At 36.5% G+C, this 20,768-nt stretch carries 25 protein-coding genes; 14 read left to right on the top strand and 11 right to left on the bottom strand.

Going from position 1 to position 20,768, the window contains the following annotated elements; all coding sequences use genetic code 11:
* Nucleotides 1–369, top strand: a 369-nt coding sequence (locus QXQ25_05250; GenBank protein MEM0161109.1) for an MBL fold metallo-hydrolase, incomplete at its 5' end; no start/stop codon positions are given.
* A gap of 3 nt (nt 370–372) precedes the next feature.
* Here QXQ25_05250 and QXQ25_05245 read toward each other — a convergent pair.
* The 3 genes from QXQ25_05245 to QXQ25_05235 are packed head-to-tail and all read right to left on the bottom strand — an operon-like array spanning nt 373 to nt 4,214.
* Complete coding sequence (locus QXQ25_05245) at nt 373–2,634, bottom strand: energy-coupling factor transporter ATPase (GenBank protein ID MEM0161108.1); 2,262 nt, start codon at nt 2,632–2,634, stop codon at nt 373–375.
* Nucleotides 2,631–3,494, bottom strand: coding sequence for an energy-coupling factor transporter transmembrane component T (locus QXQ25_05240; GenBank protein MEM0161107.1), 864 nt, complete (start codon nt 3,492–3,494; stop codon nt 2,631–2,633). Before QXQ25_05240 ends, QXQ25_05245 begins: the two co-directional genes overlap by 4 nt.
* Before the next feature lie 36 nt (nt 3,495–3,530).
* Nucleotides 3,531–4,214 carry a hypothetical protein gene (locus QXQ25_05235; GenBank protein MEM0161106.1) on the bottom strand — a complete coding sequence of 228 codons (684 nt, stop codon included), beginning with the start codon at nt 4,212–4,214 and terminating at the stop codon, nt 3,531–3,533.
* 200 nt (nt 4,215–4,414) lie between these two features.
* On the opposite strand from QXQ25_05235, the gene QXQ25_05230 reads away from it, so the two are divergent.
* The 3 genes from QXQ25_05230 to QXQ25_05220 all read left to right on the top strand — a co-directional run bounded on the left by QXQ25_05230 (nt 4,415) and on the right by QXQ25_05220 (nt 7,898).
* Complete coding sequence (locus QXQ25_05230; GenBank protein ID MEM0161105.1) at nt 4,415–5,269, top strand: deoxyribonuclease IV; 855 nt, start codon at nt 4,415–4,417, stop codon at nt 5,267–5,269.
* Nucleotide 5,270: 1 nt separating this feature from the next.
* Complete coding sequence (locus QXQ25_05225; GenBank protein MEM0161104.1) at nt 5,271–6,449, top strand: FprA family A-type flavoprotein; 1,179 nt, start codon at nt 5,271–5,273, stop codon at nt 6,447–6,449.
* Between the two features lie 66 nt (nt 6,450–6,515).
* Nucleotides 6,516–7,898, top strand: a complete 1,383-nt coding sequence (locus QXQ25_05220) for a dihydrolipoyl dehydrogenase (GenBank protein ID MEM0161103.1) — start codon at nt 6,516–6,518, stop codon at nt 7,896–7,898.
* 36 nt (nt 7,899–7,934) lie between these two features.
* Here QXQ25_05220 and hsp14 read toward each other — a convergent pair whose 3' ends face one another.
* On the bottom strand, nt 7,935–8,336 hold the full coding sequence (gene hsp14, locus QXQ25_05215; protein ID MEM0161102.1) for an archaeal heat shock protein Hsp14: 402 nt from the start codon (nt 8,334–8,336) through the stop codon (nt 7,935–7,937).
* A gap of 51 nt (nt 8,337–8,387) precedes the next feature.
* On the bottom strand, nt 8,388–9,944 hold the full coding sequence (locus QXQ25_05210) for an AarF/ABC1/UbiB kinase family protein (protein MEM0161101.1): 1,557 nt from the start codon (nt 9,942–9,944) through the stop codon (nt 8,388–8,390).
* A gap of 93 nt (nt 9,945–10,037) precedes the next feature.
* Between QXQ25_05210 and QXQ25_05205 the strand changes: the two genes are divergently transcribed.
* The 3 genes from QXQ25_05205 to QXQ25_05195 are packed head-to-tail and all read left to right on the top strand — an operon-like array spanning nt 10,038 to nt 11,994.
* Entirely contained in the window at nt 10,038–10,412 is a 375-nt protein-coding gene (locus QXQ25_05205) for a dihydroneopterin aldolase family protein (GenBank protein ID MEM0161100.1), read from the top strand.
* Nucleotides 10,413–10,414: 2 nt separating this feature from the next.
* Entirely contained in the window at nt 10,415–10,951 is a 537-nt protein-coding gene (locus QXQ25_05200) for an NTPase (protein MEM0161099.1), read from the top strand.
* The gene (locus QXQ25_05195; protein ID MEM0161098.1) at nt 10,948–11,994 is read left to right on the top strand and encodes a hypothetical protein; all 1,047 of its coding nucleotides are present in this window, start codon (nt 10,948–10,950) and stop codon (nt 11,992–11,994) included. The genes QXQ25_05200 and QXQ25_05195 overlap by 4 nt, the downstream gene beginning before the upstream one ends.
* On the opposite strand, the gene cas4 is transcribed toward QXQ25_05195, so the two are convergent.
* On the bottom strand, nt 11,986–12,954 hold the full coding sequence (gene cas4, locus QXQ25_05190; protein ID MEM0161097.1) for a CRISPR-associated protein Cas4: 969 nt from the start codon (nt 12,952–12,954) through the stop codon (nt 11,986–11,988). The genes QXQ25_05195 and cas4 overlap by 9 nt on opposite strands.
* A 115-nt stretch (nt 12,955–13,069) precedes the next feature.
* Here cas4 and QXQ25_05185 point away from each other — a divergent pair, with 115 nt between their 5' ends.
* The 5 genes from QXQ25_05185 (at nt 13,070) to ndk (ending at nt 15,268) form a co-directional block, all read left to right on the top strand.
* Nucleotides 13,070–13,762: a nucleotidyltransferase family protein gene (locus tag QXQ25_05185; GenBank protein MEM0161096.1), complete on the top strand. Its 693-nt coding sequence runs from the start codon at nt 13,070–13,072 to the stop codon at nt 13,760–13,762.
* Between the two features lie 250 nt (nt 13,763–14,012).
* On the top strand, nt 14,013–14,381 hold the full coding sequence (rpl7ae, locus tag QXQ25_05180) for a 50S ribosomal protein L7Ae (protein MEM0161095.1): 369 nt from the start codon (nt 14,013–14,015) through the stop codon (nt 14,379–14,381).
* Nucleotides 14,382–14,387: 6 nt separating this feature from the next.
* Nucleotides 14,388–14,600, top strand: a complete 213-nt coding sequence (locus QXQ25_05175) for a 30S ribosomal protein S28e (GenBank protein MEM0161094.1) — start codon at nt 14,388–14,390, stop codon at nt 14,598–14,600.
* 7 nt (nt 14,601–14,607) lie between these two features.
* Nucleotides 14,608–14,853, top strand: coding sequence for a 50S ribosomal protein L24e (locus QXQ25_05170; GenBank protein MEM0161093.1), 246 nt, complete (start codon nt 14,608–14,610; stop codon nt 14,851–14,853).
* Nucleotides 14,819–15,268: a nucleoside-diphosphate kinase gene (gene ndk / locus QXQ25_05165; GenBank protein MEM0161092.1), complete on the top strand. Its 450-nt coding sequence runs from the start codon at nt 14,819–14,821 to the stop codon at nt 15,266–15,268. The genes QXQ25_05170 and ndk overlap by 35 nt, the downstream gene beginning before the upstream one ends.
* 1 nt (nt 15,269) lies before the next feature.
* Here ndk and lysS read toward each other — a convergent pair whose 3' ends face one another.
* The 5 genes from lysS to QXQ25_05140 form a co-directional block, all read right to left on the bottom strand.
* Nucleotides 15,270–16,724, bottom strand: a complete 1,455-nt coding sequence (lysS, locus tag QXQ25_05160) for a lysine--tRNA ligase (GenBank protein ID MEM0161091.1) — start codon at nt 16,722–16,724, stop codon at nt 15,270–15,272.
* Between the two features lie 5 nt (nt 16,725–16,729).
* Nucleotides 16,730–17,548: a DNA-directed RNA polymerase subunit D gene (locus QXQ25_05155; GenBank protein MEM0161090.1), complete on the bottom strand. Its 819-nt coding sequence runs from the start codon at nt 17,546–17,548 to the stop codon at nt 16,730–16,732.
* A gap of 95 nt (nt 17,549–17,643) precedes the next feature.
* Nucleotides 17,644–18,027: a 30S ribosomal protein S11 gene (locus QXQ25_05150; GenBank protein ID MEM0161089.1), complete on the bottom strand. Its 384-nt coding sequence runs from the start codon at nt 18,025–18,027 to the stop codon at nt 17,644–17,646.
* Nucleotides 18,020–18,586, bottom strand: coding sequence for a 30S ribosomal protein S4 (locus tag QXQ25_05145; protein MEM0161088.1), 567 nt, complete (start codon nt 18,584–18,586; stop codon nt 18,020–18,022). Before QXQ25_05145 ends, QXQ25_05150 begins: the two co-directional genes overlap by 8 nt.
* Before the next feature lie 2 nt (nt 18,587–18,588).
* Nucleotides 18,589–19,086, bottom strand: a complete 498-nt coding sequence (locus tag QXQ25_05140) for a 30S ribosomal protein S13 (protein ID MEM0161087.1) — start codon at nt 19,084–19,086, stop codon at nt 18,589–18,591.
* A gap of 163 nt (nt 19,087–19,249) precedes the next feature.
* Between QXQ25_05140 and QXQ25_05135 the strand changes: the two genes are divergently transcribed.
* Nucleotides 19,250–19,837 (top strand): adenosylcobinamide amidohydrolase, encoded by a 588-nt coding sequence (locus QXQ25_05135; GenBank protein ID MEM0161086.1) that lies wholly within the window; start codon nt 19,250–19,252, stop codon nt 19,835–19,837.
* Between the two features lie 170 nt (nt 19,838–20,007).
* A partial coding sequence (locus QXQ25_05130) for a s-methyl-5-thioribose-1-phosphate isomerase (protein ID MEM0161085.1) occupies nt 20,008–20,768 on the top strand: 761 nt, incomplete at its 3' end.

Genomic DNA, 20,768 nt, shown 5'->3' with positions numbered 1-20,768 from the left:
CTAAAATTCGTATTGACCAGTGCTACGCACAGCTCTTCACTGGGCTCTCCTTCAGGAGTGGTTATAATAGGCAAAAACAGCACGGTCTATCATGCTGGCGATACAGGAGCAATGATGGACATGAAACTAATCGGAGAATTTTACAAGCCTAAGGTTGCGTTGTTGCCTATTGGTGGACACTTTGTAATGGGTCCTTACGAGGCTGCAAAAGCGGTGGAACTAATAAAACCTAAAATCGCAATACCCATGCATTACCAGACCTTTCCAGCATTATGGGGTACTGCAATAGAATTTGAAAACGAAGTGCAAAAATTAAAGTTAGGTACTAAGGTTGTAACACTCAAGCCCGGCGAAAAATACAACATATAAATATTACGGAAAGCTCTCGCGCATAAACTGTAACCCATTTTCATTATTTCTTTTTAAAAATCTTAATTTTGTCTCATTTTCTTCATAATCAAATATGATCCATGTCTCATTATCAACAGTATAAGCATACACATCCGGCTTCACTATAGATTGCGGCTTGAACGCAATAGTGGCAACCACGATCTTTTTGTTAACTTTCTCTCTGATCTTTTTCAGAACCTGCTCAAGCGTCTTGCCAGTATCGGCAATATCGTCTACAAGCAAAATATATCCATTCTGCGTGATCGGCAAATATTCAAAAGAGCCGATGTTTACAGCAGTGCTGGGAGTGCCATCTTCAAGATAGTAGCTTGCCCTTATTCCAATCACCTCTTTCACCTGCAAATAATCACTGAGCAACCTACCTATTACCATGCCCCCGCGCTCAATGTATATGATAGATTCTGGAGTTCCATATTTCTCTAAAATCTCTTTTGCAAGCTGCTTTGCATAGTGTTTTAACATGTCAAATTTCAAAGCTACATATCTCTTTTTTTCTTTTTCAAACTTGAAAAATTCGAACCAGTCTCTGGCATTAATCAAGAGATCCTGGATCACGCCTGCATCTTTTAGCTTTTTTGAGATTCTGACAGATTGCGGAGCTATCAGCGACGAATCTTTTAAAAGCTCTTCGTTTACAAATAATTCTTCAGGCAGACCGTCAAATATGATCTTTCCTCTTTTCATTACCATTACGCGCCTGCAATATTCAGCCACCAGTCTCATATCATGCGTTATAACTATTATTGTCCTGCCATCCTTGTTCATCTCGTCCAGAATTTCCATGATCTCTCTGGACATTCTGTAATCCTGGCCCGTAGTAGGCTCGTCTACGATCAGTATCTCAGGCTTCATTGCCATGACACTTGCTACTGCAAGCCTGCGTTTTTCGCCACGACTTAAAAAGAGAGGGTCTTCATCAAGTTTTGTATAGAGCCCCACCTTTTGTAATGTGTACTTGATTATATTTTCTGATTCATCCTTCGGAATGCCTAAATTTTTCAGACCATACTCTATTTCATTATGCACAGATCTATTAAAAATCTGATGGTCTGGATTCTGGAACACATATCCTAAATATCTGGGAAGTTCGGATCTCACACTCTTCTTTTTGATGTCCATGTCCAGTACCCTTACATAACCGCTCCATCCAGTCTCATAGCCTGATAAAATTTTTGACAGTGTGGTTTTTCCAGACCCGTTCTGCCCGATCAATGCTATAAACTCTCCCTTGTTAACTTTCAGATCCAGCCCATTAATAGCCTTTGTGCCATCAGTGTACGTAAACTGCAAGTTTTTCACATCTATAGCCAGTGTGCCAGACTCTTTAATGACCCTGCTAACCCTGAAAGTTCTGGCAATGTTTACATCCACGCTATTTATTATCTCCTCCTCTTTCATGTTCAAAATGTCAGGAATCTCAATATAGTTTTTAGTTTTTGGGTCTGAGTAAATCTTGTCGGGAGTATTAATTGCTACGATCTCTCCATTATATATTACTGCCATTCGATCTACAAATTTTTTCATGATCTCAGGATCATGCTCTACCAAAATTACAGTTATATCCCCTCTTTCTTTCAGCTTTGCTATGGCCTGGATCACTTCCATCTTTCCCGCCGGATCTAGGTCTGAAGTGGGCTCGTCCAAGATCAATATCTTTGGATGCATTGCTAGAAAACTGGCAATGATCAACCTCTGTTTCTGACCTCCAGACAGCTCGCTAGGATGGATCTTTGAAGCAACATTATACAGATCTTCCAGCCCGACTCTCTCAAGCGCATCCTTGATCCTTGTCTCAATTTCTTTTTTGTCAAGCCCCATAATCTGCAATCCTAAAGACAGCTCACTTAACACGCTCATTGTCAAAAACTGGTTTTCAGGGTCTTGCATGACTATGCCGATAGTAGGAGCCATAGTATGCTTTCCAACGATCTTTACAGTGTTCTCGGTTGTTACAATTTCAGATACAGGCTCTCCAAACACCAGAATTTTACCGCTCATATGCTCATTTATCTTATCCAGTGGCACTTTTACCTGGTGTGGAATCAGCCCTGCAATAGAATAGCATAGTGTAGTTTTTCCAGATCCAGTAGGTCCGGTTATCCCAAAAAATTCACCTTTATATATTTCTAAATTGATATTTTTTAAAGTGTAATCTCCCATCTCTTCAGTAAATGTTGGATATCTCCAGTAAAAGTTTATCAATTCTACAGCTTTCTCACTCATATATATCTACCTACCATTATCGAGAGATTGAAAACGTATACGACCACGAGGCCGATAACCGCTAAGGATATGCCAAGATAGTCATAATATTTGAACGTTCTCTGATCCAGAGGCTCTGACAACTTTTTCGCGTTTGAAAACCCGCGTGCTTCAAGTGCTGAGCCCATTTCTACAGATCTTTTGATCATAGACGCAGTTAATGGAATGGATAAGGCTATAAATTCTTTAATCTTTTTTAATAATCTAAACCCTTTAATCTTGCCACTTCTTGCATATTGTGCATGCCTAATAGATTCGAGATCTTCTGTCATTATGTTTAAGCTCCTGAATATCAGCGAGATGAAAAAAACGATCTTGAATGGAAACTTTGCCTTGGTCAAGCCGGCAACGACATCGATGTCTCTTGTGGTCATGATAATCAACAATGTCAAGAAAGCCATAGCCGCATAACCAAATACCTTTGAAAGTCCGACATATACAGATTCCGTAGTTATCTTTAACTTTATTGTGGATAGAGAAGTCTGATACAGCACAGATGATCCAACCTGATTGAAAAACAGCCACCATATAAACAGTACAAAAAGTGCAATAACCAGCAATACTAGATAACTTTTAACTAGATATTTGATAGTTTTAGAGTCTATAAAAAACACAATTACGATTAAAAACACAATTATTGAGAATACCAGGTCTGGGTAAGATTCGGTGATTGCCCTTATTACAGCTACCGATACAATAACAAAAATAAGAAACTTTGCGATAGGGTTGAGCCTTACAAAAACAGAATCTGTTTTTGCATAAAATAAAATAGTTTTTACAAATTTTTTCTCTCCACTCCAGTTCTCTCTATCACTGATCATGAATGTTCCCTGTAAATGAATGTAAGTATATTATGTTTATGAGATCAATCCTTTCGCTAATAATCCGTATCTACGCACAATTGGTGTTAATGACACTGTTAAGAACGGTGCTATGAGCAATACAATTGCATCGCCCAATATCCATAATCCTGCACCTAACCAGTATGCGTTCTTCGGGACGAATCCGAGAAGTGTGAGGTTCCAAACTCCCCACATACCACCAATAACGTTAGTAATGCCCATTACCCATATCACGAACCAGAACGCTGCTTTTTTACTTTTCAATATATCTCTGCCAAGTGGATCAATGCCTCTCTTTGCCAGTACTCCACGATAAAGTATAAGTATTAATAGTGCAGGCACAAAATCTCCAACACTAAATGCTAGGGAGGGGACCAAAGGCATACCGGTCAGCAGTCCTGCGCCTACAAAACAGCCTATACCGGCAGCTATTACGCCCCATAGGCCCCACCAAAGTGTAAAAACGACAAAAAATGGGTACGCCCAGTACAAAAAGCCGATACCCGGGCCTACTACGGGCGTTGCAATCACACCAAGCCATGACAACAATATTACAACTGCGATCTGTATTGCATATAACACATATTGTGTAGTGTTAATCTTGCCACCAGGGCTCCATTTTAGTGTGTATAGAGAATAGTCACTTGATTTAGGTTTTCTAAATATTTCTTTAGAATCAGAATCAGTAGAATCTACCATGATTTACTCTATAAAATATCTATATTTTAACTTTTTGTAACCGAATTTTTACGCATTAAATCTATAAAATAAATATAATATTTTAAAAATTAGGCAGGAAAATGATACAGCCACAAAATCATATTTATAATGTTTTTTTACACAAAAACTAGAAAACTTTTTCTATTTAAATGGTCTGAACTATTTTTAGATGCAGCTCTATGATCTTTAAAAACTCGAAAAAGAGGATTGTGGGAGCGCACATATCAATTTCAGGAGGCATAGAAAATGCACCTGAAAGAGGTAAAATACTTGGGCTAGATGCAATACAGATATTTACAAAAAATCAGAGGCAATGGGTATCTAAAAAATTGGAAAAAGAGGTGATAGAATCATTCAAAAATAGCATGAGAAAATATGAGATTCTAACTGTTGCTCATGCATCTTATTTAATTAATCTTGCAGCAAATGAAGAATCTTTATGGCTTAAATCCAAAGCCTCTTTTTTAGAAGAGGCAAATAGATGCGATCAGTTAACTATTCCATATCTTATCTTTCATCCGGGTTCTCACAATGGGTTTGGAGAAGAATACGCAATAGATAGAATTGCAAAATCTATAAATGAAACTTTGAGCATGAGTGGGAAGACGGTGCTTTTATTAGAAACGACTGCCGGGCAAGGAACTAATATAGGATATACATTTGATCAGCTAAAAAACATAATATTAAAGGTAAATGATAAAGAGAGGGTGGGAGTGTGTATAGATACCTGCCATATCTACGCTGCCGGATATGACATTTCCAATAATTATGAAAAAGTGATTGAAGAATTTGAAGCTACAATAGGTTTAAATAAACTTAAGGTTATACATTTAAACGACTCTGAAAAAGGGCTAGGAAGCAAGATAGACAGACATGCACACATAGGAAAAGGAATGATTGGATCTAAAGGATTCGTAAAAATACTAACTGATGAAAGGTTAGAATCTATACCTTTCATTTTAGAAACTCCGCAGGGAGAAAATGAATATTATCTGGATTTACAGGAAATAAAAAAAATAATAGAGGTGTCATAAAATGTTGGAAATAAAAAAAGGAATATATTCGATAGGAGTGAAAGACCGGAAAATGAGAATATTTGATGTGATAATGAAAACACCCAGAGGAACTTCGTACAACTCATATTTAATTATAGGCACTGAAAAGATAGCAGTGATAGATACTGTAAAAAAAGGATTTGAGCAGGAGTTTATCTCTAATATAAAAGAGATCGTTGACCCTAGCAAGATAGATTATGTGGTTGTGAACCATACAGAATCTGATCATTCAGGCGCGCTACCGAAACTTTTAGAGCTTGCACCAAATGCTAGAGTTTATGCAAGTAAAAACGCAAAACCGTTTTTGCCAGAGATACTGCACAGAGACATAAATGCGGTATTGGTTGGTGACGGAGACAAACTATCTTTGGGAGACAAGACACTGGAATTTATAAGCACACCATTCTTGCACTGGCCAGACACCATGACCACCTATCTTCGCGAATCAAAAATATTGTTCCCGTGTGATTATTTATCGTGCCATTACTGCGATGATACGATGTTCGATGATGAGGCGCTAGATTTTTCATATGTATATAAATACTATTTTGATTCGATAATCAGGCCTTTCAAACAATATTCTATTAATGCGCTGAACAAAATCGAGAAACTTGACATAGAAATTATTGCACCATCACATGGCTTGATATTGAGGTCTAATCCAAAAAAATATCTAGACCTGTACAGAGAATGGTCTACTGTTCCGAAGAAAGATTATAAGTCAGCGCTGGTAGTTTACGCATCATCCTATGGAGGCACTGAAAAAATGGCAGAGACTATTGCGCATACATTGCATAAATCCAATATCCATACTACATTAATGGATCTTACAGGGGTGGACATTTCCGCGCTTGTAGCTATTATCGAGAATACCGATGCATTAATTGTGGGCTCTGCTACAATACAGGCTGACGCCCTGAAGTTTGTATGGGATCTTTTGTCTAGCCTTACTACGATAGATGTTAGAGGCAAGATCGGCGCTGCGTTTGGTACCTATGCATGGAGTGGCGAGGGTGCCAAGATGATTGAAGATCGTTTGCGCGCGTTGAAATTCAATGTTCCAGAGCCTTTTGTAAGGGCGAAGATGGTACCTACCGATGAAGAGCAGAAAAATGTGAAAGAGTTTGCAGAGAGGCTTGCAACACACATACTAAAATAGCATTTTCAAAAGCACTTATGCTCTGTTGGATAAAATTAATATAGAAAGATAGGTATAGAAGGATATATGGAAAAAAAAGAATATGATGTAATATTTATTGGTGCTGGAGGTGCCTCTTACCCTGCCGCTTTTTATCTAGCAGAGAGAGGTAAAAAAGTATTAATGATCGACAAAAAGGGAAATCTTGGCGGTGATTGTTTATATGCTGGCTGCATTCCCAGCAAAACGGTCAGGTACATGATAAATGAGGCAATAGGAAGTAAGAGGTTTGGATTCATTGTAGATAAGACTAAAGTATGGAATATGGCAACTGCTAAGAAAGACGAAGTCCAAAAACTTAGGTATGAACAACATATGAAAGAGATTGAAGAACATTTTCCAAACCTAACCTTTTTCAAAGCGCATGGCGAGTTTATTAATAATAATGAAATACATGTGAAAGGCAAAACCGATTTTGTAGCCACAGGCCAAAATATTGTTATTGCTACAGGTGCAGAAACTGTTATTCCACCGATCAACAATGCAGATAAAGTACTTACAAGCAATGACCTATTTATGTATCAAGACAGCATGAAAATATTACCAGAATCGATTGTAATCATTGGCGCTGGTTATATAGGTCTTGAGGTTGCAAACATGTTGGCCCCCCTTGGTGTCAAAACAAAAATAATAGAAATGCTACCAAAAGCAGTACTTGCAGGTATGGATGATGATCTAGTCACAGAAATAATAAAAAAGCTGGGTACTCTCGGCGTAGATTTTTTATTTAATTCCATGCTAAAGTCTATTGATAAAACCGAAACTGGATATATTCTGTCATATCTAAAAGATGGCAAGATCGAACAGTTAGAAACAGAGCGGGTTTTGATGGCTGTTGGAAGAAGACCAAGGCTTAATAATTTTGGACTGGAAAACACTGACATTAAGATCGAGAACCGTGCAATATGGGTGGATGAGCACCTTCAAACGAGCGTTCCAGGCATTTATGCAGCGGGTGATGTGACTGGAAAAGCAATGCTGTTTCATGCTGCTGTAAAAGAGAGCCTGATCGTGGCAAAAAATATAATGAACAAAACACCAGTTTATAAAATAAACTATGACTCTATTCCATTCACTGTATTTACATATCCAGAAATAGCAAAGGTAGGATTATCTGAAAAAGAGTGCAAAGATAAGAATATAAAATATGTAGCATTAAAGAAGAATCTAATAAAAGATACACAATCTCAAATTTTAGATGAAACGGCAGGATGGATTAAAATAATATATGATCCAGATAACTTAAAAATTATAGGCGCTGAAATATATGCTCATAATGCCTCAGAGCTTATTACAGAATTCACGGTTTCAATAGAGAAAAACCTTACTGTGAAAGATCTGGCATGGACTTGCAATCCACATCCATTAAGCTTTGAATCTATTAACTACGCTCTTACACAATTTTTCTAGCAAAATAGCATCTAAAATTTAAAAAAATATAAAAGTTTATTCTACATTTATTTTCATTTCTGATTTTACAGGCAATGTTATTGTCAGTAAACCGTTTTCATGCTTGGCGCTGATCTTCTCTTTTTCAACAGGGATCGGGATCTTTACGTATCTGTAAATATGATCGGGCCTTTCTCTCAGATGAACAGTTCCTTCTGATTCCTCTTTTCGCTGTGCTGTAATTTTTAAATATTCTCCAACTATGCTAAGCTCAATATTTTCTTTGTTGAATCCTGGTAAATCTGCAATAATTATCAAAGAATCCTTTTTTTCAATGATGTCTATTGGTGGTAATATAAATCTGTAAAATCCTTTATATCTCTCGCCCAGTCTCTCATTCACTCTTTTTTTTACTTCCTCTTTAATGTCATCAGCAACTAATTTTATCATATCATCCATAAACTAATCACCTCGCAAGATTATTAATATACCCGCCTATAAAAACATTTCTCAATTTTTTGAGCGAAACGATAATACAAACAAAAAAACACTTATCGCGGCACCTATTACAAAATATCCAATAGATATAACAAACAAAAGAGAAGAGGCAATCAACACACCACTGCCAGCAATGGCATACTCTAATGTATATGCTTTTTTGGCATGCTCTGCAGATAATCGATAATCAATATACGTGTTAATATTGCCCGGTACATCCAGGAGGTTGGATATGGAATTTATAACTCTGTTAACTTCTCGATCAACCATGTAGTTAACAAGCTCGGTTCTCAAACCTGACTTACTTAAAAGCTCTCCAAGAGTCTCGATCATATTGAACTCAGGATCTAACGTTATTACAACGCTTTCCATCAACGAGTACATTCTTATAAACATGACCAAATCATTAGGCAACCGAAATGGAAAATTGAAAAAGACTTTGTTAGCTGCTTTAAGTAGATCTCTAATCTCATATTCATTAATAGTCTTTCCCTCTAATCCTTTAAATGCCAGATTAATACCTTTTTTGATGATCTCTTTGTTTACATAAGGGTCCAGAGCATCAAGCTCTATCATTGCCGTAATGATCTTTTCAGCATCTTTATTAACCAGAGCATAGTACAAATAAAACAATTTGCCACGAACAGCTTTTGGAAGTGTTCCAATCATTCCAAAATCATATAATATTAGGGTTCCATCATTCAAGACAGATATATTTCCTGGGTGTGGATCTGCATGAAACTTGGGCTTTACAAGAACCAACTCAGTAAACACGAACACGATTCGTTTAGCAAGATCTTTATTGTCTATGCCTGCCTTTTTAATTGCCTCAACATTGGTAATCTTGATACCTGGCAGATATTCCATTGTAAGCACTTTTTCAGTTACATACTCGTCGTAAACTTCAGGAACCCTTACTTTTGGATCGTATGAAACATACTCTTTTATATCTTTTAAATTTTGAGCCTCTAACTTATAGTTCATCTCTTCAAATATAGTATTTTGAATATGGTCAAGTACTATACTCATTGAAAATGCAAAATCTCTGCCCACTAAAAACCGGTACCATGGCACTATAGTTTTCATAGCTTCCAGATCCAAGATCACTCTTTTTCTTATTCCCGGTCTCAGTATTTTTACAGCAACATTCTTTCCGTTTAATACAGCTCTGTGAACCTGTCCCAGGCTCGCAGACTGTATTGGCGCTTTTTCAAAGTTTTCAAAAATTTTGTTAAAATCTACACCCAACGATTCTTTCAGTTCTTTTTCAATCTCTTCAAATGGTGCGGGAGGGACAAGATCCTGTAACTCCGACATTATCTCTATGTATTCTTCTGGAAACATGTCTGCTCTTGCAGAAAGTACCTGCCCTAATTTTATGAATGTAGGCCCTAGTTTTATAATAAGATTTAAGTTTTTTCTAGCAAGAGTTTTAATTTTTAATCTATCACTCTCTTTATCAGACTTGCTCAACTTATAAACCTTACGCATAATTAGTACCATGTTGAGCACTGAAAAATAGATCTTTCGCCTATGTTTTTTGATCTCCTTATACGATACAATATCCATCACCTTAAAATGATAATCAGATTATATAATTTTTCTTTTTTAAAGTCAAAAATTTAGAAAAGATAATATTCGCATAAGTAATTACGGTATAGGATGAAAGATAAAGCAGAACAATATTTCAACTGCACTATGCGTGATCGTGCAATATTCGAGGCGGGGATCAAACTTGGAACGGTTTATCACCAGTTTGTAGGAGTACCAATCAACAAAGATAACGTTGAAGTACTGGAAAAGGCAATAGAAGAGAGCATTAAGGTTCAGCCATTTGTAGATTCAGTATCGGTGAAGATAGACAGATCCCGATTAAAAAAAAGTACTGGGCCATATAAATATTTGACGCTTACCGGAAACATGATGGATGTAGAATTAACCATAAAATATCAGAGTATAAAAGTGATATGCAAATTGAACTATATTGCAGAGATAGATTATCCATTAATGTACATATCAGATATATTAGAGGAATAGAAATGTTTGTAAAAATAGGATTAAGCGGACTTCCAAGCATTGGTAAAACCACTACACTGCTAAAAACAATTAACATACTCGAGTCTCAAAACTACAAAATTGGAGGTATTGTTACTGAAGAAGTGGTAGAAGATGGAAAGAGAGTGGGTTTTTATTTATTAGACTGGACTACAAAAGAGAAAAAAATATTTGCGCACAAAGATTTTCAGAGCAGATACAAAGTTGGAAAATATGGCCTGGACATCAAGTTACTGGAAGATCTCGGGATCAGGGCTTTGGAAGAGGCGAAAGAAGCAGATGTAATAGTAATTGATGAGCTAGGAAAGATGGAATCAGAAAGCAAAAAGTTTGTGAGCGCAGTCAAAGAAATACTGGATATGGACAAGAACATCATAATCACAGTGCACAAAAAGTCCAGAAACTCATTATTGCAGGAAATACGAAGAAGAGATGATATCAGGATATTAGAGGTTACACAGGTTAACAGGAACGTACTGCCATTTAAGATAGTAAGCTTGATCAAGGGAGAGCGTGTGTGAGCATATTAAAAGTGAAAGAGGGGCTTGCAGAGATATACGTCCCAAAAATATCTACAGAACTGGGCCCTGGAAAAAAAGGAGGGGGCTACTACAGCAAGCCGATGATTTTTTCCAGAGACCTGACAGTAATGGTTTTGAAAGCAGTGGGTAATCAGAGCATCAAAGCGCTGGATGGACTTGCATCTTCAGGCATTAGAGGATTAAGAATTGCAAAAGAAGTGGGCATAAAGATAGATTTGAACGATAAGAGCCAGTATGCAGTAAACCTTATCAAGAGAAATCTGGAGCTGAATAATATTGATTTAAACGTGACGCAGATGGACTTGAATTGCCTGTTACAGTCTAAAAAATATGATTATATTGATATTGATCCATATGGCTCATTTGTACCATATTTAGAAAGTGCAATTGAGAGCATTAACAACAACGGAATCATGGGCATTACCACTACCGATCTCCCTAATTTTACAGGCACAAACAAAAATAAAGGATTGAAAAAATATGGAAGCATTGGAATAAGAAATTATCTGAAACAGGAAGCAGGGTTAAGAATTATGCTTGCATACATAGCAAAGGTAGCAGTTGCAAACAATATGGGCATTGAGCCTTTAGTATCGGTCTATAGAGATTATTATTACAGGACATTTATCAGGTTTAAGAAAGGAGTAAGATACAGCACCAGAACTTTAAACAATGTCCAGACAATAGCTATGGTGTCTATGATGCCTAAGCATTACGGACCGTTCTGGATCGGCGATCTTCACAACCTAGAATTTATAAAAAAACTGAAAAACGAAGCATATTTTGCATCGTATAAGATTATAGAGAAATATCTGAGTTATTTCAATCTTGAAAATATGTTATTTTTTTATTCTACAGAAGATCTCAGCAACAGATTAAAGGTATCGCAGGTTAAAGTGGATACTGTAATATCCAGATTAAAGAGCATGGGGTTCAATGCTTCAAGGACCCAGTTTGATCCACTGGGAATAAAAACGCATGCATCATATATAAAAATGAAAGAGGCAATATTATCACGCTAATTTTTCATCGCAAAACTCACGTCTTGAACATCCTAGACACCGACCTGGATTGTTATGGTTTCTGTGCGCGATGCCAGTTATCTCTGCACGTTTAATCTCTGCCACTTTTTTTAAGACCAGCTCTTTTAGATCATCAGTATATTCTATTTGAAAATCTTTTTTGCCGTATTTAATAATGCCGTATGGCGGGGTTTTGCCGTACTTTTCCTCCACCAAAATACAATAAGCAGTGACCTGTATTATATGCGAAAATAGTGGCCCCCTTGGTACCCTCCCACTTTTGTACTCTACGGGTATATAGTCTCCTTTAACAAGAACCACGAAATCAGGTCTCCCGCTAATATCATATTTATCTGATAACATTACGGGTGTATTTTCCTCGAGATCATCAATATATACAATCTGTCCTTCTGGTAGTCCGTATTTTTTTTGCAGAATATTCAGTTTATTTTCTTTTAATAGTGAAGAGTATAGCGCAAAAGATGCTCCGGCAAGCCACAAAACACCTACAATCTCAAAAATTATGCCAACCTCTTCCCTGCCCGGCAAAAAATAATAGATAAATAACGATAACAAGAGCAATAAAAATGATGAGTAAAGCACTATATTTAGCCATTTATTATAGTGTGTCAGATGCAAAATCAAAATCTCTATGATTCCTACAAGAATCCAGATAAATGAGATAATGAGCAATAATTGAAATATAGATAGATGCTTGATAAAGAAAGTAAGCCCAAAGATAGAAAGTATAGTTCCCACTACTGAGAATACCAATATTATAGTTTCAAGCTGTTTGAGGTCATCAATCAACGTTTTCTGTAAAAATCCACCTCTTGCAGCATCTTTATGTTTTGAAACACCTTCAGAAATATCCACTTTCTTAGTCTTGCTGATCTTCCAGTTAACTGGACAATACGCAAATTTTTCTAAATCTCCAGCAGAAATATAATGTTTTTGCACGTGCTCTTTTAAGCGCTCAATACTATTAAAATGTTTCTTAATTGAACTATATAGAAATGAGCGGTTTAATATTTTTGCGAGAAATATTAATATATATAAATCTTAATTCCTTATTATGATCGGAGCAATTTTGGCGGGCGGATATGGCAAGAGACTATTACCCCTTACTGAGAGCAAGCCGAAAGTTTTGCTGGAAATTAAAGAAAATTATACAATATTAGATAAACAACTTTTAGATATGAAAGATGCAGGCATAAAATCAGTATATCTTCTCACTGGTTATAAAGGCGAGATGATTGAAAATAGGTTTAAAAATGAATATAAAGGTATTGAGATAGTTTATTTGAAAGAGGAGACTCCGATGGGTACGCTCTGGTCAATCAGAAATCTGTATGAGTATATAGATGATGATATATTGCTTCGAAACGGAGACACTATCTGCGATGTGGACTTTAATAAGCTATTTAAATTTTACAGTAAGTATCAAAAGATCCTGACATTAGTCACGGTAAAAATGAGAAGTCCATACGGTATAATCAAGCTGAACAGGGCAAACATCATACAATTTCAAGAGAAGCCATTATTAAACTACTATATGAACGCAGGATATTACATTATCAAAAAAGAGGTTCAATCATATTTGAAAAGATCCTATTCAGAAACAGATATAGAAAAAACTGTGTTTCAGGATCTTGTCAATGATCGAGAGGCGGTAGCATATAAACATTCAGGATACTGGGCATCATTAGACTCTCTAAAAGATTATGAAGAGATAACTAAATTTTATAAAAATTTTGAATCGATCTAAACTGGATGTCAAATTATGAAAAGTTCAATTTTTAGTAAATATTTTATTAGATTTTTGTCAAATGTTCCATTAAATCGATAATGAATATGAAAAATACCTATTTTGCAATATTTTAAAAGTGTATTTATTTGTTAAGTTGCAAATCTGTCAGAGAAAAATTAACAGCAACTTTATTAGATAAACTATTTATATTATGATCCTTTTACATCTCTCTACCTATGATCGAACAGATGAAAGAGGTAGATAGTATATGGCTAAATCAATATATGTAAAATTTGAAGTACCAAAAGAGCTACAAGATAAAATATTAAGCGTTGTAGAAAAAGCAAAAGAAAGCGGGAAAATAAAAAAAGGAACCAATGAGGTTACTAAAGCAATCGAGAGAAATGAGGCTAAGTTTGTAGTAGTTGCAGAAGATGTAAACCCGCCCGAGGTCGTAGCACATGTACCATTACTTTGCGATGAGAAAGGAATAGTATATGGATTTGTAGCAACGATGAAAGATCTCGGCAATAAAATCGGGCTGAAATCTACAGCCAGCGTTGCAATATTGGATCTTGGCAAAGGTGAAGAGAGCTTTAAGAGTGTTAGTGAAGAAATATCTAAGATTAAAAAGTGATTTTAAATGGCTGAAGATAGTGCAACACCCTCCGAGGTTGTTGAAATTATGGGAAGAACCGGGATGACAGGCGAAGTCATTCAGGTTAAGGTCAGAGTATTGAGCGGTACTGACAAAGGCAGGATAATTACTAGAAATATTATAGGTCCAGTACAGATAGGGGACATACTAATGCTCAGAGAAACGGCAAGAGAAGCAAGAAAACTTGTGGCTAGGTGAAAAAATAATGGTAAGCAAGAGAGTATGTTCTTTCTGCGGGAACCCGTTTGAAGTAGGAACAGGAACAATGTTCATAAGGAAAGATGGCTCGGTTCTCTATTTTTGCAGCAGCAAATGCGAGAAAAACATGTTGAAGTTAAAGAGAATTCCAAGAAAAGTGTTATGGACCCAGAGCTATAAAGAAGAGAAGAAAGTAAGAATGCATATGGTGAAAAAGAGTGACGAAACAAACGTTAATACTACTAAAGCCTGATGCAGTACAGAGAAGTTTGATCGGTGACATAATCAGCAGGATAGAAAAAAAAGGACTGAAAATAGTAGCTTTGAAGATGTTGTTTGTCTCTCCAGATCTAGCAGAAAAGCTGTATGAGGTACATAAAGACAAGAAATTTTACACAGATCTGATGCTTTATATCACCTCAGGACCGATAGTAGCCATGGTGGTGGAAGGAGAGCAGGCAGTAGAAGTAGTGCGCTTGTTGATAGGCAGCACTGACGGTGCCAAAGCCTCGCCCGGTACTATAAGAGGAGACTTTGCTCTTAATATTCAGAAAAATGTAATACACGCATCTGACTCGGAAGAACGTGCTAAATTTGAAATTTCAATATTCTTTAACAGTGCAGAAATATTGAGCTATAAAAAATCAGACATGAATTGGATATATTAACCTATTCTTCTTTTTTTATTGCAAGTATCGGATATAATAACACTTCTTTTAAGCTAGTTTGTGCGGTTAAAAGCATTACAAGCCGATCAATGCCAATGCCAATTCCGCCTGCATTGGGCATGCCAACTCTCAAGGCATCAATAAAATCCTGGTCAAACTGCTGTGCTTCTTCATCTCCCAGATTTCTCAGCGCAGTTTCTTCTTTCAAAGTTTGCTCTTGCCTGATCGGGTCATTCAGCTCAGAATAGCCGTTTGCAAGCTCCATGCCATTTACAAAAAATTCAAATCTCTCAATAAGTTCAGGATCATCCCTGTGAATCTTGCACAGAGGGGTGCTCTCTTTTGGATAGTCTATGACAAATGTGGGTTCTATAAGTTCTTCTTCGCATAATGTTTCGAAAAGCTTTGTGATTGCCAATCCTCTGCTATATTTTACCAGTTTTATACCATGCTGCAAAACCAGTTTTTGCAGCTCTTCATCGCTGATAGTTTTAGGATCTATCCCTTTTTCGCGCAATAGAGAATACATAGTTACGCGTCTCCATGGCTTTGACAGGTCTAACTGGTGATCTTTAAAATCTATCAGGTAAGAACCATTCACTTTCAAAGCTACAGATTTCAACATCTGTTCTGCCAGGTCCATCATGTCATTGTAATCTCTGTAGGCTTCATATATCTCAATCATAGTAAATTCAGGGTTATGAGTGGTGTCTATGTCCTCGTTCCTGAAATCTTTTGCAATCTCATAGACTTTTGTATATCCTCCAACAAGCAACCTTTTTAGATACAGTTCGTCAGATATTCTCAGATAATAGTTCTGTTTTATTGAATTTACCAGCGTGATAAAAGGCTTGGCATTTGCACCACCATATATAGGCTGTAAAACCGGGGTCTCAAATTCTATATATTCTCTTTGATCAAGATAGTTTCTGATCTCTCTTATGATCTTGGATCGTTTCAAGAAAATTTCAAACACGTTTTTATTTAGTAGCAAATCTAGATATCGGGCCCTGTAGCGAGTCTCAACATCCTCAAGTCCGAACCACTGGTGTGGTAGATCATATAAAGACTTTGCAAGAATCTCAAAATTTAAAACTAATATGCTCAGCTCTCCACGCTGGGTTCTTGTTATTGTACCTTCACACCATATAAAATCGCCACGATCTAGATACTTGTTAAAAAACTCAAATTTTTCTTTTAAAACCTCGCTTTTTAGATATAACTGAATTTTAAAGCCATTATCTACAATATCCCCAAATGCCACTTTTCCATGAAATCTAAGCGCAAATATTCGCCCTGATATTTTTTCAGTATGGTCCATGAAAAGTTCTGGATTACCTACTATTTTTTCAATAGTAGTGCTATTTTCCAGTTTTGATGGATAAAGATTAACATGCATCTGTGCTAGTTCTTCTACAAGTTTTAGGCGGTGTTCAAAATCTTTTCGCTGAGCCATTTTTTTCAACCGGTAACAGTGTTCTTGATATTTTCCAATCTTGTCTGAATCCTAGCTATTGCAAATTCAAGTACTTCTCTAGCCTTTAGCGAGCCATCAGTTTCAAACTGGAATATTATATCTGTATCATCTTCTCTGTACTTTATCTGTTTGTCTGAATAAAGTTCACCAGTTAATGGAGTTGGATAAATGTCAGTCACAACTAAATGATTTTCTTCAGTTCTGACAACGTTTTTCTTTGCTTTTTCCATAAATTTCACTGCAAGTGCAGAGTTTTTTGGAAGCATGTATTCTCTGTAATATCTATAAGATACTCCACTCGTAACCTGCCATTTAGCATGCTCTTTCGCAGTGCCCAAAATTGCCTCTGCCTCAACCAGAATCGCCTGCTTTTCCTTTAATTTCAGAATGGGTATATTCTTTTCAACAGGCTCAAATTCTTTCACGTTACCTATTGGTACCAGATCTCCAGAGTATACAATTGCAGGCCCAAACTTGTTCAGATAATATGCTACAGTACAGCTTGGGCAACTTTGATCTGCAGGATGAGAGCACTCTTTTTTAAACTTCATTTTCAAATCTGTGGGTAGTGGAACCAATCCCAATCTTAAAGAGATTACCTCATCAAAAAGAGGAGTTATACTATCATATGAATTTTTGTCCTGATCCTGTAGCCTGCCATGATGAAATTTCACCTTGTCGATTGCAAGCTTTGGAATATCATTTATCAATGTTCTTCTCAACATATTGGCAATAGAATAATTTATATTTGTAATCTCAAATTTTATATATCTTTCTTGATCTTCCAAAATTTTAATATTCATAGTTTCCTCCACTATTTAATTTATGCCGCGAGTTTTTATTTAACGTAAACATTATATTCATATCTTTTACCTTTCAAATAAAAATAAGGAAAAAGTTACACTCTTCTGCCCCTCTTGCCGCCCTTTCTTCTGGTGCCGTCATGAGGTAAGGGAGTAACATCTTCAATTCTGATAATCTTGAACCCTGATCTAGTCAATGCTCTTATAGCAGCTTGTGCCCCAGGACCTGGATTGTGGCTTTTGCTGCCACCGGGAGCACGAACTTTTATTATCAGATCCGTAATTCCTTTCTCTCTCAACTTTTCTGTAATAATGTCCGATGCTTTCATGGCTGCATACGGAGATGATTCATCTCTGTCTGCCTTAACAACCATTCCACCAGTAGCCTTTGCTAGGGTCTCTGCACCGGTCAGGTCAGTAACGGTTATAATCGTGTTATTGTGAGATGCAAATAAGTGTGCCACTGCCGTTTTACTCATTTGTTTCACCCTCTTTCAGTTCCTCTTTCTGCGCTTCTTTAACACGCATTGGGTGAAGTTCGTTACTTAATGGTGAATTCTCTTTATAATTTAACAATGGCTCTTCCTCTTTTTTAACCATGTAGCTGGGAATGCTTACAGCACGGTCACCTATTGATATGTGTCCATGAACGATAAATTGGCGTGCTTGTCTCGGTGTATTTGCCAGACCTTTCATGTATACTAATGTTTCTAATCTGCGATCTAATATGTTTTCAACAGTTAATGATAATATGCTATCTAAATTGGCACTGTTTTCATTGAGCATCCCGTAATTTATCAGCTTTTTTGATAGCTCTTTTAACTCTTTCTGAGCCTGTACGTCATTATATCTCAACTTAGCCTGTAACTCAATGGCTTTTGCCCTGTATGATCTCAATACAGACATAGCCTTCCATATTTCTCTTTTATTTTTCAATCCATACTTGGATCTCAGATTATTCTCATCTTTAATACGCTTCATTTCCCAAGGATTTCGTGGTGATTCATATGTTTTTCTGTCAAATTTAGGATCGCCCATTATCATTTCACCTCTGGTTTAGCTTCTGTCTTTGTCTCTGGTCTCTTCTTGCCAAGACTTATGGACATGCCAACCCTACCATTAGCTTTTGTTCTCTGGCCTCTGACCGGCAAACCACGCTCATGTCGAATGCCTTTATATGCTCTCATCTTTTTCATTATATTTACATCATCCTGTACCTGCAAATCAAGATCAACACCTATCTTGTGGAAACTTTCTCCTGTAATAGGATCTTCTCTTCTGTTCATCATCCACTCTGGAAGGTATTGGTTTATATCTTTTTCAATCGCGTTTTTCAGAAGCTCTACCTGTTGATCGGTCAGGTTACCCATCTTTTCCTGCGCGGGTATGTCAATTTGCCTAATAATAGAATTAGCTAATCTATATCCTATTCCTTTAATCTCAGCTATACCATATAGTACAGATTTATTACCATCAATATTTGTATTTGCGATTCTGACGATGTATTTGAAGTCTTTCTTATCTACTTTATCTACCATAATGACCACTCAAAATTTTTTTAACGATTTGTAAAAATCCAATAATGGTAACATATATATGAATTTTGCTTCAATTGTTTTTCTAGAATATATATAAAATAATTGTATATATTTAAAAAACAACCAAAAAAATTAATTAAAAAGTGAGGTTACCTTTTTTTATATGTTATCATGGAAAATTGATAAAAACGTATTTCATATATTTTTCAATAGATCAGTAAATGTTTTGAGCACCTCTATAAATGGTACAGGTATTGACAATATTGAAGAGATCCAGAACATTACTGTGCCAAAAGATTTTAAAATTACAGTTGAGGAATTCTTGCAATCATATAAATCAAATGCTCTGCTATTTTTAACCGCAGTGAACATAAATAGTACTGTTCACTTATCAGGAAAACTGGCAGAAGTTTTTTTGACATGCGGTTACTCAAACGCTACAACACCTATGAAAAAGAATGGTAGGGTGGGTACCGTGAATATTTTCATAAACACTTTTTCAGAGATAAGCATCGCTGGTGCCATAAATCTGGTTATGGTTGCAACTGAAGCAAAGGCATTGGCATTTATAAACTCTAATATAAAAGACGAGGATGGAAACATTGCCACCGGAACCGGAACTGATGCCATTGCGATTTTTCCAGTGTCTGAAAAAGGTGAAAAGTATACGGGCATGCATACAGATCTCGGAAAAGATGTTGCAGCGCTTGTATATTCGGCATGTATGAATTCAATATCAAAAAGTGAATAGTATAGTTAAAAAAGAGCAGTTAAAAATCTTTAAAATGAATAATATTTAGCGCATTGTCAGTTCTAAAAAAATAGAGAAACAAAATTTCACGCAGATAATATCTTTTTCAAAAAACCATAAAAAAATTTTTAAACATTATATACATTCTAAAAAGAAATAAGGTGAGCTAATTGAAAGTAAAGTTTGATAAAACTGTAAAGGACATGAAGGCAGTATGGTTCGAAAATAAATATGTGCTGTTTATTGACCAGAGAAAGATCCCAGACTCCATTGAGTTATATACTGCTAAAGATTATGAAGATGTTGCATATGCTATAGAGACCATGGTTGTGCGCGGAGCGCCGGCGATAGGTGTTGCTGCTGCTTACGGCATTGCACAGGCAGCATTACAGGGCAAGAACTTGGATGTGGCATTTGAGCGTCTAAAAAAGACCAGGCCTACAGCATATGATCTTTTCTATGCACTAAATTATATGAAAAACAATATGAAACATAAAGATCCTGTGGTTCTGGCAGAAGAATACGCAACCTCGATCATTACAAAATGCGAGAAGATCGGCATATATGGAAACGAGCTGATTAAGCAGAATGACAAGATACTTACTCACTGCAATGCTGGAGCTCTGGCGGTAGTGGACTGGGGCACTGCACTGGCACCGATGAGAATGGCCAAGAATATGAACAAGAACATATTTGTTTGGGTCGATGAAACCAGACCGAGACTGCAGGGTGCCAGATTGACCTCATGGGAGCTTATACAGGAAGACATACCGCACAAGGTTATTGCAGATAATGTGTCAGGGTCACTGATGCATAGAAAACAGGTGGACATGGTCATTGTAGGTGCGGACAGAATTGCTAAAAATGGAGATTTTGCGAACAAGATCGGCACTTACGAAAAAGCGGTGCTGGCTAAGGAAAATAATGTACC

The sequence above is a fragment of the Thermoplasmata archaeon genome (assembly GCA_038729465.1).
Taxonomy (GTDB): Archaea; Thermoplasmatota; Thermoplasmata; order Thermoplasmatales; family ARK-15; genus JAVRLB01.
This window is presented reverse-complemented; position numbering and strand designations above follow the sequence as displayed.

What these genes read in the sequence shown, in the direction of transcription:
- lysS (MEM0161091.1), bottom strand. Translation starts at nt 16,724, where the DNA reads ATGGCTCAGCGAAAAGATTTTGAACACCGCCTAAAACTTGTAGAAGAA.
- QXQ25_05140 (MEM0161087.1), bottom strand. Translation starts at nt 19,086, where the DNA reads ATGGTAGATAAAGTAGATAAGAAAGACTTCAAATACATCGTCAGAATC.
- QXQ25_05170 (MEM0161093.1), top strand. Translation starts at nt 14,608, where the DNA reads ATGGTAAGCAAGAGAGTATGTTCTTTCTGCGGGAACCCGTTTGAAGTA.
- QXQ25_05235 (MEM0161106.1), bottom strand. Translation starts at nt 4,214, where the DNA reads ATGGTAGATTCTACTGATTCTGATTCTAAAGAAATATTTAGAAAACCT.
- hsp14 (MEM0161102.1), bottom strand. Translation starts at nt 8,336, where the DNA reads ATGGATGATATGATAAAATTAGTTGCTGATGACATTAAAGAGGAAGTA.
- QXQ25_05175 (MEM0161094.1), top strand. Translation starts at nt 14,388, where the DNA reads ATGGCTGAAGATAGTGCAACACCCTCCGAGGTTGTTGAAATTATGGGA.
- QXQ25_05200 (MEM0161099.1), top strand. Translation starts at nt 10,415, where the DNA reads ATGTTTGTAAAAATAGGATTAAGCGGACTTCCAAGCATTGGTAAAACC.
- QXQ25_05230 (MEM0161105.1), top strand. Translation starts at nt 4,415, where the DNA reads ATGATCTTTAAAAACTCGAAAAAGAGGATTGTGGGAGCGCACATATCA.
- QXQ25_05205 (MEM0161100.1), top strand. Translation starts at nt 10,038, where the DNA reads ATGAAAGATAAAGCAGAACAATATTTCAACTGCACTATGCGTGATCGT.
- QXQ25_05245 (MEM0161108.1), bottom strand. Translation starts at nt 2,634, where the DNA reads ATGAGTGAGAAAGCTGTAGAATTGATAAACTTTTACTGGAGATATCCA.
- QXQ25_05185 (MEM0161096.1), top strand. Translation starts at nt 13,070, where the DNA reads ATGATCGGAGCAATTTTGGCGGGCGGATATGGCAAGAGACTATTACCC.
- QXQ25_05135 (MEM0161086.1), top strand. Translation starts at nt 19,250, where the DNA reads ATGTTATCATGGAAAATTGATAAAAACGTATTTCATATATTTTTCAAT.
- rpl7ae (MEM0161095.1), top strand. Translation starts at nt 14,013, where the DNA reads ATGGCTAAATCAATATATGTAAAATTTGAAGTACCAAAAGAGCTACAA.
- QXQ25_05240 (MEM0161107.1), bottom strand. Translation starts at nt 3,494, where the DNA reads ATGATCAGTGATAGAGAGAACTGGAGTGGAGAGAAAAAATTTGTAAAA.
- QXQ25_05210 (MEM0161101.1), bottom strand. Translation starts at nt 9,944, where the DNA reads ATGGATATTGTATCGTATAAGGAGATCAAAAAACATAGGCGAAAGATC.
- QXQ25_05150 (MEM0161089.1), bottom strand. Translation starts at nt 18,027, where the DNA reads ATGAGTAAAACGGCAGTGGCACACTTATTTGCATCTCACAATAACACG.
- QXQ25_05155 (MEM0161090.1), bottom strand. Translation starts at nt 17,548, where the DNA reads ATGAATATTAAAATTTTGGAAGATCAAGAAAGATATATAAAATTTGAG.
- QXQ25_05225 (MEM0161104.1), top strand. Translation starts at nt 5,271, where the DNA reads ATGTTGGAAATAAAAAAAGGAATATATTCGATAGGAGTGAAAGACCGG.
- QXQ25_05145 (MEM0161088.1), bottom strand. Translation starts at nt 18,586, where the DNA reads ATGGGCGATCCTAAATTTGACAGAAAAACATATGAATCACCACGAAAT.
- QXQ25_05220 (MEM0161103.1), top strand. Translation starts at nt 6,516, where the DNA reads ATGGAAAAAAAAGAATATGATGTAATATTTATTGGTGCTGGAGGTGCC.